Source organism: Pseudomonas sp. EggHat1 (assembly GCF_014892995.1).
GTDB lineage: Bacteria > Pseudomonadota > Gammaproteobacteria > Pseudomonadales > Pseudomonadaceae > Aquipseudomonas > Aquipseudomonas chaetocerotis.
Genome location: NZ_JACKQK010000013.1, coordinates 60580 through 76018 on the forward strand (window position 1 = coordinate 60580; position 15439 = coordinate 76018).

A 15439-nucleotide genomic window follows, 5' to 3' on the forward strand; every position below is an offset into this window, starting at 1 on the left:
AACCCCTCCATGCCCTCTCGCTTCGTCTCCCGCCGCCTGCTGGCCAGCCTGCTGCTGAGCCTGGGCGCCGCCCTCGCCCCCGCGCTCGCCAGTGCCGACAACCACCGCCTGCGTATCGGCATTACCTTGCACCCCTACTACAGCTACGTCAGCAATATCGTTGGCGACCGCGCCGACGTGGTGCCGCTGATCCCGGCTGGCTTCAACCCGCACGCCTACGAGCCGCGCGCCGAGGACATCAAGCGCATCGGCGACCTCGACGTGGTGGTGCTCAACGGCGTCGGCCATGACGACTTCGCCGACCGCATGATCGCCGTCAGCGAGAAGCCGGACGTCCCCGTGATCGAGGCCAACGCCCGCGTGCCTCTGCTCGCCGCCACCGGCCAGGCCGCGCGCGGCGCCGGCAAGGTGGTCAACCCGCACACCTTCCTCTCCATCACCGCCTCCATCGCGCAGATCAACAACATCGCCCGCGAACTCGGCAAGCTCGACCCGGACAACGCCAAGTTCTACAGCCAGAACGCCCGTGCCTACGGCAAGCGCCTGCGCGGACTGCGCGCCGAAGCGCTGGGCAAGCTGACCGACGCCAAGGGCAGCGAGCTTCGCGTGGCAACCATCCACGCTGCCTACGACTACCTGCTGCGCGAGTTCGGCCTGGAAGTCACCGCAGTGGTCGAACCGGCCCACGGCATCGAGCCGAGCCCCAGCCAATTGAAGAAGACCATCGACCAGCTCAAGGAACTGGACGTGCAGGTGATCTTTTCCGAGATGGATTTCCCCTCCAGCTACGTCGACACCATCCATCGTGAGTCTGGCGTGAAGATCTACCCGCTGACGCATATTTCCTATGGCGAGTACACCGCCGGTAAATACGAAGAGGAAATGGCCCGCAATCTCGACACCGTGGTACGCGCCATTCAGGACGAAGGCGTATGACCGCGCTCGAAATTGCGCCGCCGCGCCTGCAGGGCCCCGGCATCGAATTCACCGGCATCGATCTCAACCTCGGCCGCACACGGATTCTCGACAAGGTCAGCTTCCAGGTGCGCGCCGGCAGCGTGCACGCCCTGGTCGGCCCCAACGGCGGTGGCAAGAGCTCGCTGATCAAGACCCTGCTCGGGCAGATGCCGCACCAGGGCGAGCTACGCCTGCACTGGCCGGCCAGCCCCGGGACCATCGGCTATGTACCGCAGGCACTGGAATTCGATCGCGGCCTGCCAATGACGGTGGATGACTTCATGGCCGCCATGTGCCAACGCCGCCCGGCCTTCCTCGGGCTGTCGCGGCGCCACGCCCCGGCCATCGAACAGGCGCTGGCACGGGTCGGCATGCTCGATAAGCGCAAGCGGCGCATGGGCGCGTTGTCCGGCGGTGAGCGCCAGCGCGTGCTACTGGCTCAGGGTCTGGTACCCGAGGCGCAACTGCTGGTGCTCGACGAGCCGATGTCGGCGCTAGACGAGCCCGGCGTCCAGGTGTTCGAGCAACTGCTGCGCGACTGGCGCCAGGCCGGCACCACGGTGCTGTGGATCGAGCACGACCTGCAGGCCGTCGGTCGCCTCGCCGACCGCGTCACCGGGCTCAACCGCCGCGTGCTGTTCGACGATACGCCACAGCAGGTGCTTACCCCCGAGCGCCTGCTCGAACTGTTCTCCAGTCATCCGCGCCAGCAAGAGGCCTCGTCATGAGTTTCGAAGACATCCGCCTGGCGATCCAGGCCTGGGCCAGCGCCGGCTATTTGCCCGAGGCCCTGGCCTACGGTTTCGTGGTCAACGCCCTGCTCGCCGGCCTGCTGATCGGTCCGGTGCTCGGCGGCCTCGGCACGCTGGTGGTGGTCAAGCGCTTCGCCTTCTTCTCCGAGGCGGTCGGCCACGCTGCGCTGACCGGCGTGGCCATCGGCATCCTGCTTGGCGAGCCATACACCGGCCCCTACGGCAGCCTGTTCGGCTACTGCCTGCTGTTCGGCATCCTGCTCAACTACCTGCGCAACCGCACCGGCCTGGCGCCGGACACCCTGATCGGCGTGTTCCTCTCGGTGTCGCTGGCGGTCGGCGCCAGCCTGCTGCTGGTGCTCGCCGGCAAGATCAACATCCATATCCTGGAGAACGTACTGTTCGGCTCAGTGCTGACGGTCAACGCCCAGGACCTGGCGGTGCTGGCGCTGGTCTCGCTGCTGGTGCTGGGCCTGGCACTGCCGCTGTACAACCGCATCATGCTGGCCAGTTTCAACCCGCAACTGGCCAGCGTGCGTGGCGTCGCGGTGAAGCCGCTGGACTACCTGTTCGTGATGTTGGTGTCGCTGGTCACCGTGGCTGCAGTCAAGGTCATCGGCGCCATCCTGGTCGGCGCTCTGCTGGTGATCCCGGCTGCCGCGGCACGACTGCTCAGCCAATCACTGAAGGGCTTCTTCTGGCTATCGGTACTGATCGCCACCTGCAGCACACTGGCCGGTATCTTTCTGCCGATCGCCCTGGAGCTGCCGGTCCCCTCCGGCGCCGCGATCATCATGGTCGCCGGCCTCGCCTTCGCCATCGCCGCCATCGCACGCGGCACACTGCCTAGTCTGAAAGGGAACCTGGGATGACCCTGCAACGCCTGAGCCTTGCCCTCGCCGCCTGCGCCCTGCTCGCCGGTCCGCTGCACGCCGAAACACAGCCCGTGCGCATTCTCGCCAGCCTGCCGATCACCTACGGTCTCGGCGCCAGCCTGCTCGACGGCAGCGCCGTGCAGCTGCAACGCGCCGCCCCGGCCAACTTGCCGGCCAGCCGCCAACCCTCGTACTTCGCCGGCCGTGGCGCGGGCGCACTGGACAAGGCCGCGCGCGACGCCGACGCCGTGATCGGCCTGCGCTCGCTGTGGCCGGACGACCCGCTCTACCCGCTGGCGCGGCGCAGCAACATCCGCATCGTCGAAGTTGACGGCGCACGTCCGGTGGACGGCGCCCTGCCCGGCATCGCCCTGCGCAGCGACGGCGGTGACGCCCTGGCTAGCCAGCCCTGGCTCAACATCAACAACCTGGGACGCATGGCCGATGTGATCGCCGCCGACCTGAACCGCCTGGCACCTGAGGCCAAACCGCAGATCGAGGCCAACCTGGCGACGCTCAAGCAGCGCCTGCTCAAACTCAGCGCCGCCAGCGAAAGCCGCCTGGCAGAGCTGGATAACCTGAGTGTGGCCAGCCTGTCGGATCACTTCGACTACCTGATCGACGGCCTCAACCTCGACCTTGTCGAGCTGAGCGTGGCGACGGACGCCGAATGGACGGCCGAAAACCTGGCGCAGCTTAGCGCCGAGCTAAGGGACAACGACGTCGCTGTCGTGTTTGTCCAGCGCCAGCCGCCGGCCGATCTGGCCAAGGCGATCAGCGACGGCGGCAGCCGCCTGGTGCTGATCGAAGACAACCAGCAAGCACCCGTCGCCGGGCTGGAAACGGCCATCGGCCAGGTACTAGACGCCCTGTCGCCCTGATCGAAGCCCAAAGTCTCTGCCCGGGGCCTGAGTAGCCCGGATGAAATCCGGGAATGCCGCGCCCCGGATTGCATCCGCGCCATTAGAGCGAGCGGCAGCCGCTTGAGCAGCGCCTCATCCGGATCGGCCCCGCACACGAGCCTGTTTTCAACGCAGCAGTGCTGACGCGCAGCAGGGCCTGGACAGGCCCTTACAGCTCGGTAGCGTCCTCGACGCCATCCACTGCGCCCTGCTCAAGGGCGCTCAGCTCCAGCAGTTCTTCCTGATAATCATCCATTACTCGACCCTCCCGCATGATCCGTTCAACGACGACACAAGGTGCATGCCCATCAGGCTAGAGCGGCGGTATGAAGGCAATATGACGAAAAGTCGCGGGCAGGAGAAATGGCCATCGACACTGGCCAGGAGCTGTCTGCGTGGGAACGGCTTTAGCCGATGACAAGCATGCAAAGCTTGCCGCTCGAACGCCTGCCACAGAGAAGCAGCCGCACAAACGGCGGCCAATAAAAAACCCGCTGATCTCGCGATCAGCGGGTTTCGTATATGGCGCAGCGGACGGGACTCGAACCCGCGACCCCCGGCGTGACAGGCCGGTATTCTAACCGACTGAACTACCGCTGCGTGTCGGTTGGACTTTCGTCCAGAAAACTCTTGAAGCTTTATTGCATCTGATGGCGCCCTTGCGGACTCTGCCATCTCAAACCGATGAAACATCGATCTGGGAAATAATGGCGCAGCGGACGGGACTCGAACCCGCGACCCCCGGCGTGACAGGCCGGTATTCTAACCGACTGAACTACCGCTGCGCGTCGGTGGACTTTCGTCCTTCTCTCTAAGGCTATGGTGGGTGATGACGGGATCGAACCGCCGACCCTCTGCTTGTAAGGCAGATGCTCTCCCGGCTGAGCTAATCACCCATGTGCCTTAGCGAGGCGCGCACTTTATGCAGGCGGCGATGCTAAGTCAACACCCTGCTTGAATTTTTTCTGAAAAAGACGGATTCACCGCCCACCTCATTCCATCTCTCCACACAACTCGGCCGCCCTCAATAGCGCTGCTGTCAGGCTATGGCGCTCCCAATCGGCCAGTGCGGCGAAACGCTGGTTGAATTCTGGCGGCATCAACGACGGCGCCTGCCGGATCAACTCACGCCCGGCAGCACTGATCAGCAGCCACTGCCGGCGACGATCCTGATCATCGCGCTGACGCTGCAGCAGGCCGTGCTCCTCGAGACGATCGAGCAGACCGGAAAGCGTCGCCGCAGTGAGGCTGACGCGACTGCTGAGCACACTGGCAGTCATCCGCGTCTCGCTGGCCAGCACCTGCAGCACCATCAACTGCATGGGCGTCAGTCCGCCGAAGCGAGCCAGACGCTTGGCATGCACCTCACCCGCCTGCTGCAAGCGCCGCAGAGCCTGGAACAGGGGCATCTCGAAGGCCATGACAGATGACAAATCTATTTCAACAGGAACTTTTTTATCGGTCATAAGCACCAATTCATAACAACCAAAACTTTGACATGAAAGCATTTTTTTGTTTTGGTGTAAAAGGCTCGACCACGAGCCACTCCCCAACGGCAACACCGGTAAGGAACTATGTGCGGAATAGCTGGAGAACTACGTTTTGATCGACGCCCCGCGGACCTGGCGGCAGTCGAACGCATCACCCACCACCTGGCCCCTCGCGGCCCCGACGCCCACGGCTTCCACAGTCAGGGCCCCATCGCTCTGGGCCATCGCCGACTGAAGATCATGGATCTGGCCGAAGCCTCTGGCCAGCCGATGATCGACAGTGATCTCGGCCTGTCCATGGTGTTCAACGGCGCCATCTACAACTACCCCGAGCTGCGCGCCGAGCTTGAGACGCTGGGTTATCGCTTCTTCTCCGGCGGTGACACCGAGGTGCTGCTGAAGGGCTATCACGCCTGGGGCGAAAAGCTGCTGCCCAAGCTCAACGGCATGTTCGCCTTCGCCGTCTGGGAACGTGACAAGCAAAGCCTGTTCATCGCCCGCGACCGTCTCGGCGTCAAGCCTCTGTACCTGTCGCGTACCGGCGAGCGCCTGCGCTTCGCCTCGTCGCTGCCAGCCCTGCTGCAAGGCGGCGATATCGCCAAGACGCTGGATGCCGTCGCCCTCAACCACTATCTGAACTTTCACGCCGTGGTGCCGGCACCGCGCACCATCCTGGCGGGCGTGGAGAAGCTGCCGCCGGCCACCTGGATGCGCATCGACGCCGACGGCAAGGTCGAGCAGAACACCTGGTGGACGCTGCAATTCGGCCCGCAAGGCGATGAAACCGGCTACGGCCTGGAAGAATGGCGCGAGCAGGTGCTGGACACCATGCGCGAAGCCGTGGCGATTCGTCAGCGCGCGGCCGTGGACGTCGGCGTGCTGCTGTCCGGCGGCGTCGATTCGAGCATGCTGGTCGGCCTGCTGCGCGAAGCCGGTGTGGAGAACCTGCTGACCTTCTCCATCGGTTTTCAGGATGCCGGCGGCGAGCGTGGTGACGAATTCCAGTATTCGGATCTGATCGCCCAGCGCTTCGCCACCCGCCACCACCAGTTGCGCATTGGCGAGCACGAGATTCTCGATCAGTTGCCGCAGGCCTTCCGCGCCATGAGTGAGCCAATGGTCAGCCACGACTGCATCGCCTTCTACCTGCTCTCACGTGAAGTAGCCAAACACTGCAAGGTGGTGCAGAGCGGCCAGGGCGCCGACGAGCTGTTCGCTGGCTACCACTGGTACCCGCAGGTCGATGGCGCAGACGATGCCTTCGCTGCCTACCGCGCCGCCTTCTTCGACCGCGAGCACGACGAATACGCGGCCTGCGTGCAGCCTGCCTGGCTGACTGGTGACATGGCCGGCGAGTTCGTTCGCGAGCACTTCGCCATGCCCGGCGCCGATGCAGCGGTGGACAAGGCCCTGCGTCTGGACAGCACGGTGATGCTGGTCGACGACCCGGTCAAACGCGTGGACAACATGACCATGGCCTGGGGGCTGGAGGCGCGCACGCCGTTCCTCGACTACCGCGTGGCCGAACTGTCGGCGCGCATTCCGGCGCAGTTCAAGCTGCCTGACGGCGGCAAGCATGTGCTCAAGGAAGCGGCGCGCAAGGTCATCCCCAGCGAGGTGATCGACCGGCCCAAGGGCTACTTCCCGGTACCGGGTCTCAAGCACCTGGAGGGCGCCACCCTGGGTTGGGTGCGCGACCTGCTGCTCGACCCCAGCCAGGATCGTGGTCTGTTCAACCCGACCATGCTCGATCAGCTGCTGACCAACCCGCAGAGCCAGCTCACCCCGCTGCGCGGCTCCAAGCTGTGGCAGCTCGCGGCGCTCAACCTCTGGTTGAGCGAACAGGGTCTGTAACTCATGTGGAGCGGCCCTCGGGTCGCTCCTGCAGGATCAATGGTCGTAGCCCGGTAAAGCCGGGATTTGTCGCGACTCAATGACGATCCGGCTCGGACCGGACGTCGTGAACACGGACAGGGACTATTCCATGCGCTCCACTGCCTTCAACCAACGCCTGCTGCGCGGCCAGACACCCTCTTACGAGCGTCTGCAGGCACGCCTGGCCGAGGATCACACCAGTCAGCCCAGCCAGCCACAAGCCATTCATTGCGGCTGGGGCCGCCTGCTGATCGGCCATACCTACCCCGACGCCAGCGAGCTGGCCGAGTCGCTACTGGGCGAGCAGCCAGGCGAGCGCGATATCGCGCTGTATGTGGCTGCACCGCACCAGGTGCTAGCCCATGCGCCACAGCAACTGTTCCTCGACCCCTCCGACACCCTGCGCCTGTGGTTCACCGATTACCGCCCGGCGCGCCGCAGCTTCCGTGGCTTTCGCATTCGCCGAGCGCAGAACGACGCGGACTGGCAGGCGATCAATTGCCTGTACCAGACCCGCGGCATGCTGCCGATCGACCCGGCCAAACTCACTCCCTACAACGAGGGCGGCCCGACCTACTGGCTGGCCGAGGATGAAGACAGCGGCGCGGTGATTGGCAGCGTCATGGGCCTCAACCATCAGCGTGCCTTCCGTGACCCGGAAAACGGCAGCAGCCTCTGGTGCCTGGCAGTCGACCCGCAATGCAGCCGCCCAGGCGTCGGCGAGGTGCTGGTCCGGCATCTGATCGAACACGGCATGAGCCGTGGCCTGAGCTACCTCGACCTGTCGGTGCTGCACGATAACAAGCAGGCCAAGAAGCTCTACGCCAAACTCGGCTTCCGCGAGCTGCAGACCTTCAGCCTCAAGCGCAAGAACGGCATCAACCAGCCGCTGTTCCTCGGCCCCGGCCCACAGGCCGAGCTCAACCCTTATGCACGCATCATCGTCGACGAGGCACTGCGCCGCGGCATCGAGGTGCAGGTGGACGACGCCGATGCCGGACTGTTTACCCTCAGCCACGGCGGCCGACGCATCCGCTGCCGCGAATCGCTGTGCGACCTGACCAGTGCAGTCAGCATGACCCTGTGCCAGGACAAGCGCCTGACTCATCGCGCCCTGTCGCGCGCCGACCTCAGCGTGCCGGCGCAACGCCTGGCCGGTAGTGCTGAAGATAACGCCACGTTTCTCGCCGAGCATGGTTCGGTGGTGGTCAAGCCGGTCGACGGCGAACAGGGCCAGGGCGTGGCGGTCGATCTGCGTACGCCGGGCGAGGTGCAGGAAGCCATAGAGCGCGCCCGAGTATTCGACCAGCGCGTGCTGCTGGAGAGTTACCACGAAGGCCACGACCTGCGTGTGCTGGTGATCGGCTACGAAGTGGTGGCCGCAGCCATTCGCCGCCCAGCCGAAATCATTGGCGATGGCCGCCACAGCATCGGCAAGCTGATCGATGCGCAGAGCCGTCGTCGCCAGGCAGCCACTGGTGGCGAAAGCCGCATCCCCAAGGACGCAGAAACCCTGCGCACCCTGCACGGTGCCGGCCTCGACTACGACAGCGTGTTGCCAGCCGGTGAACGCCTGGCCGTGCGCAAGACCGCCAACCTGCACACCGGCGGCACCCTGGAGGATGTAACCGCGATCCTCCACTCGGCCCTGCGTGACGCCGCCATCAAGGCCGCGCGCGCCCTGGAAATCCCCGTGGTCGGCCTCGACCTGCTGGTGCCCGCTGCCGACCAGCCGCAGTACGTGTTCATCGAAGCCAACGAACGCGCCGGCCTGGCCAACCACGAACCGCAGCCAACCGCCGAGCGCTTCGTCGATCTGCTGTTCCCGCTCAGCCAGACACCAAGCTGAGCCTTCTCCCCCGGCCCTCTCCCACATTCGGGAGAAGGGAAACCCAACGCCGAGGAGCTTGCATGCAACAACTACCCGAACCCGATCTCGACTACATGCAGAAGGTACTGCTGGAGATGCTTGCCATCCCCAGCCCTACCGGTTTCACCGACACCATCGTGCGCTACGTCGCCGAGCGTCTCGAAGAGCTGGAAATCCCCTTCGAGCTGACCCGCCGCGGCACCATCCGCGCCACCCTGCGCGGGCGCCAGAGCGAGTACGAGCGTTTCGACCGTGCCGTTTCCGTGCACCTGGACACCATTGGCGCCATCGTTCGCGAGATCAAGGACAACGGCCGTCTCGGCCTGGCGCCGGTGGGCTGCTGGTCGAGCCGCTTCGCCGAGGGCAGCCGTGTCAGCCTGTTCACCGACAACGGCGTGATTCGCGGCAGCGTGCTGCCCCTGATGGCCTCGGGGCACGCCTTCAACACCGCCGTAGACACCATGCCGGTGAGCTGGGATCACGTCGAACTGCGCCTGGACGCTTACTGCGCCACGCGCGCCGATTGCGATTCACTGGGCGTCAGCGTCGGTGATTTCGTCGCCTTCGACCCGCTGCCGGAATTTTCCGAAAGTGGTCATATCAGTGCCCGTCACCTCGACGACAAGGCCGGCGTCGCCGCATTGCTGGCCTCGCTCAAGGCGATTCGTGACCACGGCCTGCAACCGATGATCGACTGCCACCCGCTGTTCACCATCACCGAGGAGGTCGGCTCAGGCGCCGCCGCTGCCCTGCCCTGGGATGTCAGCGAATTCGTCGGTATCGACATTGCCCCGGTCGCGCCGGGCCAGCAGTCCAGCGAGCATGCCGTCAGTGTGGCCATGCAGGACTCCGGCGGCCCCTATGACTATCACCTATCACGCCAGCTGCTGCGTCTGGCTGCCGAGCAGGAAGTACCGGTACGGCGCGACCTGTTCCGCTACTACCACAGCGATGCGCAATCGGCGGTCACTGCTGGCCATGACATTCGCACGGCGCTGCTGGCCTTCGGCTGCGACGCTACCCATGGCTACGAACGCACCCATATCGACAGCCTCAAGGCACTCAGCCGCCTGCTCACCGCCTACATGATGAGCCCGCCGGTATTCGCCAGTGACGCCCAGCCGGCGCAGGGCTCGCTGGAGCGCTTCAGCCATCAGCTGGAGCACGATGCGCAGATGGAAAGCGATACCCGTGTCCCACCTGTGGACAGCCTGGTCGGGCAACATGATCGGGACGCTTGAAGGGTTCAGCGCATAAAGGCAAAGTGACACGAAAGGACGACAGGGGAGCATCAGCTCCCCTTTTTCTGGCCTGCGTCAGTGGCCAACCTTCGGGCCGTCGCCAAGCGACGTTGAACATGACACTCCGGCCATCTCTCATGGCCTTCTGAGGTTCACGGATGCCTCGCGTCTTTCTGGCCTTGTTGCTGTTCTGGCTTGCCTGCCCAAGTTGGGCCCTTACGCCTGCGCCGCTCGATAGCGATGACATGCGTCTATCCCTGGGCCCTTACACCGGCTACTACGAAGACGTGGACGGCACCCTCAGCGTCGAGCAGGTGCGGGCACTGGATGACAATGCCTTCCGTAACCCCGGCGGCGAACACGCCAACCTTGGCAAGAACGCATCCGTATGGTGGTTCAAGGTTCGCCTGGTCAATGCGCTTGAGCATGAGCTGGGCGGCTATCTCGAAGTCAATTATCCGCTGCTCGATCATCTTCAGGTTCACCTGATCAGACCCGACGGCAAGCGTCTGGAACAGGAAAGCGGCGATAGCTTCGCCTTCTCCCAGCGGCCGGTACAGGTGCGCAACTTCTGGTTTCCCATGCAGCTGGAGCCTGGTGTCAGCACCCTGCTGATCCGCGTGGAAACCAGCAGCACAGTGTTCGTGCCGCTGTTCTTCGCCACCTACGGTGCCAGCGCAGCCGCGCAGGAAAACCTGATGGGCTTCAACGGCGCGTTCTACGGCGTACTGTTCGCCATGTTCTGCTACAACCTGTTCCTCTACCTGTCGCTGCGCGAATCGGCCTACCTCTGGTACCTGGCCTATAACCTCAACGTCGGTCTGCTCGCGGCCTGCTTCGACGGCATGCTGTTCAAGCTGCTACCCGAGCACGTGGCCTTGCAGTCGGTCAGCATCTACATCCTGATGTACGTGCACTGCCTTACGGCCATCCAGTTCAGCCGCCATTTCCTGCACGCGCGCCAGTATTTCCCGCTCCTGGATACCGGCTTGCGTCTGTTGATGCTGATCTGCGTCGGCTGCCTGCTGTCGGTGCCACTGATCGGCTTCGCCGCCTGGAACATCCTGGCCAGCGTTACCGTATCACTGGTGTCGCTGATCCTGCTGCTGACCGGCCTCTACGTATGGCGTCGCGGCGTGCGTTATGGCTCCTACTACACCCTGGCCTGGGCCATCCTGCTGTTCGCCTTCATCCAGGCCACCACTGGCTCCCTGGGGCTGGAAGTGTTCGGCGTATTCGGCGCCACGGTGGTGAAAATCGGTGTGACCATCGAGCTGATCACCCTGTCCATCGGTCTTGCCGACCGCATCAACCTGCTCAAGGAAGAAGGCTTCCAGTCGCGCCGTGCCGCCGAGCAAGCCGCCTTCGAGAGCCAGGCCAAGAGCCGTTTCCTGGCCAAGATGAGCCACGAGATCCGCACCCCGCTCAACGGCGTGCTGGGCATGCTGCAGCTGCTGCGCGAAACGCCTCTGGATCGTAGCCAGCGCTTCTACGTAGACACCATTTCCAGCTCCGGCAGTTCGTTGATGGCAGTGATCAACGACATCCTCGACTACGCCCGCATCGAATCCGGCAAGCTCAGTCTGGAGCAGATCGAGTTCGATCTCGAAGACATGATTTCCGAAACACTCAGCCTGTTCACCGGCCAGGCCCTGGATAAACGCCTACGCCTCTACGTCAGCCTGGAGAACGGCGTGCCACGGCGCATTCAGGGTGATCCGACGCGACTTAAACAGATCCTGATGAACCTGCTCAGCAACGCCCTGAAGTTCACTGCCGAAGGCCATGTGGCGGTCAGCGTCAGCCGCCGCAGCGACAGCCATGGCAACCCGCATCTGGTGATCGCCGTCAGCGACAGCGGTATCGGCATTAGTGAGCAGGCACTGGCGCAGTTGTTCGAATCCTTCGCTCAGGGCGATTCCAGCACCACCCGCCGCTATGGCGGCAGCGGTCTGGGGCTGGCCATCAGCAAGGAGCTGGTGGAGATGATGGGCGGCAGAATCGAGGTGCAGAGCACTCTTGGCCAGGGCACTCGCTTCGCTTTCGACATGCCGCTGCTGGCCGAACAGGAAGCACCCGACGAACTCAGCCGCCTGCTCGCCGGACGCACCGCCCTGCTCGCCTCGCTCGACGGCCTTGGTCTGGATGCCATGAGCCGCCTGCTCGGACGCTGGGGCATGCGTACCGAGCGCTGCCAGACGCCGGAGCGCCTGCAGGACTACCTGGAGGATTTCGCGGCGCCGCCACTGCTGGTGCTGATGGCGCCCTGGCCAGGTGGCGTCAACCACTGGCTTGACTCACTCAGGCCCAAGCTGCAGGCGCAACAGCGCGTGCTGCTGGTCTGCCCGCCCGAGGCCTGCCAGCAACTGCCGGCAAGCCACGAACTACGCCTGCAACACCTGGCCCAGCCAGTGGCGATCAACGCACTGCGCCAGGCCTTGAACGGGCTGTATGAAGAACCCAGAGCACAGGTACATCAGTTGGTCAGAGAAATACGCAGCGACAACAGCGAAGCCCCCTGCATTCTGGTGGCGGAGGACAATTCAGTGAACCAACTGGTGGTTCAGGGCTTTTTGAAAAAACGTGGCTACAGCGTGCGCCTGGTAACCGACGGCCAGGCGGCGGTGGACGAATATGGTCGCGACCCGGCTGCCGTGCACCTGATCCTGATGGATTGCGAAATGCCAGTGATGGACGGCTTCGAAGCCACCCGGCAGATTCGCCGCCTGGAGCGCAGCCAGCATCTCGCTGCCGTGCCCATCATCGCGCTGACCGCGCATATCCTCGAGGAGCACCGCCAGCACGGCCTGGATGCCGGCATGGACGATTTTCTCGGCAAACCGCTGGATAGCGCATTGCTCTACAGCACGCTGGAGCGCCATCTCAAGCGACCCGGCATGGTGCACTGAGAGAACTCGCAGCACGGCGCCTACGGCTCTATCATGGGCGCCAATAACTGGAGTCACTCGTTGTGCTGATCCCTGCTGACCTGCTGCAAGCCGACACCCTCACCGCCCTGATCGAAGATTTCGTCACCCGCGACGGTACCGATAACGGTGACGAAACCCCACTGGAAACCCGCGTACAACGCGTACGCCGCGCCTTGGACAAGGGCGAGGCAGTGATCGTCTTCGACCCTGAGAGCCAGCAGTGCCAACTGGCGATGAAGCGTGACGTGCCCAGAGAATGGCTGGACGCCCTCAACGACAGCCTCAGTGATTGACCGTGTGCGCCAGCATTACCGATAGCTGACACAGCGGCCGCCCGCTTTCGGCCTGCCACTGGTTGAAGGCGGCCTGCACGGCAGCCAGGTCTTTCAAACTGGTCGGCGCCTTGTCGATCACGCCCTGCGCCTTGAGCGCGGCGACCATGTCATCGGTGGGGACGAAAGTATCCTTGCCCACCATGCGCAGGAAGCGCGGCGCCGACAGACCGCCAAGTTGACTGCCATGCTTGGCCAGGTATTTCCACAGGCCGACGATGTCACTGACCGGCCAATCGGCGATCAGCGCGCCGAAACTGCCTTTCTCACGACGCACATCGAGGATGAACTGAGCGTTGCGCGGTACGCTTTTCAGCTTGCCCAGGTGGCGAATCAGCCGCGTATCCTGCATCAGGTTTTCCAGGCGTTCGGCGCCCATCAGCACCACCTTCTCCGGGTCGAAGCCGAAGAACACTTCCTCGAACGCCGGCCATTTAGCGTCCACCAGGCTGTGCTTGAGGCCGGCGCGAAAGATGCGCAGGCTGATCAGCGACAAGTAGCGGTCGTCACTCAGCGCTCGTAGTTCGGCGTCGCTACGCGGCTGCGGCAGCATGGCTTCCAATGCCTTGGCCGAGCCGAAGCGGTTGAGGCAGAACTCGTGCAGCCACTTGTAATCACGCATGAATCGAATCCTTCATGAAACGGATGACAGAGCCTGCACGCAGCGCGTAGAACACTCAAGTCCCACAAGCGGCGACGCTCACGTAGGGCGGGTGCAACCCGCCAGTCCCGGATTGGCGGGTTGCACTCGCCCTACCCGCGCAGACGCTCGGCAGCCTGGCGCAGTGTTGCTTCGGTAGCGATCCAGCCCAGGCAGCCATCAGTAATCGACACGCCGTAACGCAGCTCGCCGGAAAGCGCCTGGCAACCGTCGAACAGGTGGCTCTCCAGCATCACACCGCGCAGGCTGGCATCACCGGCCAGGCGCTGGTCGATCACAGACTCCAATACAGCCGGCTGGCGCAGCGGGTCCTTGCCACTGTTGGCATGGCTGCAGTCGACCATGATGCGCGGCGCTATCCCCTGGCGCTGCAGTGCCTCACGTGCAGCGCCGACGCTGGCAGCGTCATGGTTCGGCGCACCGTGGCCACCGCGCAGCACCAGATGGGTGTCCGGGTTGCCGGTAGTTTGCAACAGCGCCGGGTGACCAAGGTCATCGATGCCGAAGTGCTGATGCGGGTGCGCCGCCGAACGCATGGCGTCGCAGGCGATGCCAACGCTGCCGTCGGTGCCGTTCTTGAAGCCCACCGGCAGATCCAGGCCGCTGACCATCTCGCGATGCACCTGCGACTCGCTGGTACGTGCGCCGATGGCCGCCCAACCGAGCAGATCATCGAAGTAACCAGCGGCCATCGGCTGCAGCAGCTCAGTGGCCAGCGGCAGGCCGCGAGCGAGGATATCCAGCATCAGTTGCCGCGACTGGCGCAAGCCTTCGGCCATGTCGCCACTGCCATCGAGATGCGGGTCGTACAACAGCCCCTTCCAACCCACCGTGGTGCGTGGTTTTTCCACGTAGGCACGCATCACCAGCAGCAGTTGGTCATCGACCTGCGGGGCCAGCTCGGCCAAGCGCTCGGCGTATTCGAGGGCGCTGGTACGGTCATGCAGGGAACAGGGGCCGACCACCACCAGCAGGCGCGAGTCGCGGCCATCGAGCACGGCGCGAATGGCGTCACGGTCGGCGGCAATACGTTCGGCAAGTGCGGCGGGCAGCGGCAGGCGCTGGCGCAAGACGGCGGGGCTGGGCAGCGGCTGGGCGCTGCGGCGGGCGATGCTGGTGACGGTGGAAGCGAGTTGAGCGGAGCTGTTCATGATCTGGCGGTTCCTTGGCCGGCGCGGTCGATACCGCGGCGGCGCTAACTGAGTGTTCGTTGCAAAGGTGTCAGGGCGGTGGTGACGCTGCTAAATCGCCAGTCGTAGCGGTAGTTGCGGTAATAACGGTTCATCTGTGAGTCCTCGATCTGTGGCCGTTTTTCGGCCGGAAAAAACAAAACCCCCGGTCGGGTTGCCGACCGGGGGTTTTCTGGAAAACGTCTCTGGTGGCGACCCTGGTGTCTCAGGCCGCCTGTGGGGTATCAGGCGCGCCTGTGGCTAAACCAATACCCAAAGAAATAATACGCGGCAGCCGCGACCGACTGCGCACGAGCCAGCGCGGTGCTCGTGGCACCGGCTTGCAGCATGGACAGGAGGTTGAGGCTGGCGGACATGGAATTCT

The 15439-nt window shown here is 64.2% G+C and carries 12 protein-coding genes and 3 tRNA genes; 9 read left to right on the plus strand and 6 right to left on the minus strand.

Going from position 1 to position 15439, the window contains the following annotated elements; translation table 11 throughout:
- The first annotated feature begins 9 nt into the window (after positions 1 to 9).
- From INS93_RS19120 to INS93_RS19135, 4 genes are read left to right on the plus strand one after another with little or no spacing between them, the layout of a single operon-like run.
- Entirely contained in the window at positions 10 to 936 is a 927-nt protein-coding gene (locus tag INS93_RS19120; protein WP_192984908.1) for a metal ABC transporter substrate-binding protein, read from the plus strand.
- The gene (locus INS93_RS19125) at positions 933 to 1685 is read left to right on the plus strand and encodes a metal ABC transporter ATP-binding protein (protein WP_192984910.1); all 753 of its coding nucleotides are present in this window, start codon (positions 933 to 935) and stop codon (positions 1683 to 1685) included. The genes INS93_RS19120 and INS93_RS19125 overlap by 4 nt, the downstream gene beginning before the upstream one ends.
- Entirely contained in the window at positions 1682 to 2581 is a 900-nt protein-coding gene (locus INS93_RS19130; RefSeq protein WP_192984912.1) for a metal ABC transporter permease, read from the plus strand. Before INS93_RS19125 ends, INS93_RS19130 begins: the two co-directional genes overlap by 4 nt.
- A complete protein-coding gene (locus INS93_RS19135) occupies positions 2578 to 3465 on the plus strand; it encodes a metal ABC transporter solute-binding protein, Zn/Mn family (protein ID WP_192984914.1) in 888 nt (295 codons plus the stop codon). The genes INS93_RS19130 and INS93_RS19135 overlap by 4 nt, the downstream gene beginning before the upstream one ends.
- Positions 3466 to 4009: 544 nt before the next feature.
- On the opposite strand, the gene INS93_RS19140 is transcribed toward INS93_RS19135, so the two are convergent.
- The 4 genes from INS93_RS19140 to INS93_RS19155 form a co-directional block, all read right to left on the minus strand.
- Positions 4010 to 4086: transfer RNA gene (locus INS93_RS19140), tRNA-Asp, on the minus strand.
- 108 nt (positions 4087 to 4194) lie between these two features.
- Positions 4195 to 4271: transfer RNA gene (locus INS93_RS19145), tRNA-Asp, on the minus strand.
- Positions 4272 to 4306: 35 nt separating this feature from the next.
- Positions 4307 to 4382 (minus strand) — tRNA-Val (locus INS93_RS19150).
- A gap of 96 nt (positions 4383 to 4478) precedes the next feature.
- Entirely contained in the window at positions 4479 to 4952 is a 474-nt protein-coding gene (locus tag INS93_RS19155) for a MarR family winged helix-turn-helix transcriptional regulator (protein WP_160017498.1), read from the minus strand.
- A 108-nt stretch (positions 4953 to 5060) separates the two neighbouring features.
- Between INS93_RS19155 and INS93_RS19160 the strand changes: the two genes are divergently transcribed.
- The 5 genes from INS93_RS19160 (at position 5061) to INS93_RS19180 (ending at position 13185) form a co-directional block, all read left to right on the plus strand.
- Complete coding sequence (locus INS93_RS19160; RefSeq protein WP_192984916.1) at positions 5061 to 6830, plus strand: N-acetylglutaminylglutamine amidotransferase; 1770 nt, start codon at positions 5061 to 5063, stop codon at positions 6828 to 6830.
- A gap of 130 nt (positions 6831 to 6960) precedes the next feature.
- On the plus strand, positions 6961 to 8700 hold the full coding sequence (gene ngg / locus INS93_RS19165; protein ID WP_192984918.1) for an N-acetylglutaminylglutamine synthetase: 1740 nt from the start codon (positions 6961 to 6963) through the stop codon (positions 8698 to 8700).
- A gap of 62 nt (positions 8701 to 8762) precedes the next feature.
- On the plus strand, positions 8763 to 9962 hold the full coding sequence (locus INS93_RS19170) for an osmoprotectant NAGGN system M42 family peptidase (protein ID WP_037000027.1): 1200 nt from the start codon (positions 8763 to 8765) through the stop codon (positions 9960 to 9962).
- 158 nt (positions 9963 to 10120) lie between these two features.
- Positions 10121 to 12871 carry a hybrid sensor histidine kinase/response regulator gene (locus INS93_RS19175; RefSeq protein WP_192984920.1) on the plus strand — a complete coding sequence of 917 codons (2751 nt, stop codon included), beginning with the start codon at positions 10121 to 10123 and terminating at the stop codon, positions 12869 to 12871.
- Positions 12872 to 12933: 62 nt separating this feature from the next.
- Complete coding sequence (locus tag INS93_RS19180; RefSeq protein WP_192984922.1) at positions 12934 to 13185, plus strand: YheU family protein; 252 nt, start codon at positions 12934 to 12936, stop codon at positions 13183 to 13185.
- Here INS93_RS19180 and INS93_RS19185 read toward each other — a convergent pair.
- Together INS93_RS19185 and INS93_RS19190 are read right to left on the minus strand one after the other, a co-directional pair.
- Complete coding sequence (locus tag INS93_RS19185; protein WP_192984924.1) at positions 13175 to 13846, minus strand: DNA-3-methyladenine glycosylase I; 672 nt, start codon at positions 13844 to 13846, stop codon at positions 13175 to 13177. The genes INS93_RS19180 and INS93_RS19185 overlap by 11 nt on opposite strands.
- A gap of 131 nt (positions 13847 to 13977) precedes the next feature.
- Positions 13978 to 15036 carry a 3-deoxy-7-phosphoheptulonate synthase gene (locus INS93_RS19190; RefSeq protein ID WP_160017493.1) on the minus strand — a complete coding sequence of 353 codons (1059 nt, stop codon included), beginning with the start codon at positions 15034 to 15036 and terminating at the stop codon, positions 13978 to 13980.
- Positions 15037 to 15439 lie beyond the last annotated feature (403 nt).

Excerpts from the sequence above, each read along its gene's own strand:
- INS93_RS19120 (WP_192984908.1), top strand. The coding sequence starts at position 10 with ATGCCCTCTCGCTTCGTCTCCCGCCGCCTGCTGGCCAGCCTGCTGCTG.
- INS93_RS19125 (WP_192984910.1), top strand. The coding sequence starts at position 933 with ATGACCGCGCTCGAAATTGCGCCGCCGCGCCTGCAGGGCCCCGGCATC.
- INS93_RS19130 (WP_192984912.1), top strand. The coding sequence starts at position 1,682 with ATGAGTTTCGAAGACATCCGCCTGGCGATCCAGGCCTGGGCCAGCGCC.
- INS93_RS19135 (WP_192984914.1), top strand. The coding sequence starts at position 2,578 with ATGACCCTGCAACGCCTGAGCCTTGCCCTCGCCGCCTGCGCCCTGCTC.
- INS93_RS19155 (WP_160017498.1), bottom strand. The coding sequence starts at position 4,952 with ATGACCGATAAAAAAGTTCCTGTTGAAATAGATTTGTCATCTGTCATG.
- INS93_RS19160 (WP_192984916.1), top strand. The coding sequence starts at position 5,061 with ATGTGCGGAATAGCTGGAGAACTACGTTTTGATCGACGCCCCGCGGAC.
- ngg (WP_192984918.1), top strand. The coding sequence starts at position 6,961 with ATGCGCTCCACTGCCTTCAACCAACGCCTGCTGCGCGGCCAGACACCC.
- INS93_RS19170 (WP_037000027.1), top strand. The coding sequence starts at position 8,763 with ATGCAACAACTACCCGAACCCGATCTCGACTACATGCAGAAGGTACTG.
- INS93_RS19175 (WP_192984920.1), top strand. The coding sequence starts at position 10,121 with ATGCCTCGCGTCTTTCTGGCCTTGTTGCTGTTCTGGCTTGCCTGCCCA.
- INS93_RS19185 (WP_192984924.1), bottom strand. The coding sequence starts at position 13,846 with ATGCGTGATTACAAGTGGCTGCACGAGTTCTGCCTCAACCGCTTCGGC.
- INS93_RS19190 (WP_160017493.1), bottom strand. The coding sequence starts at position 15,036 with ATGAACAGCTCCGCTCAACTCGCTTCCACCGTCACCAGCATCGCCCGC.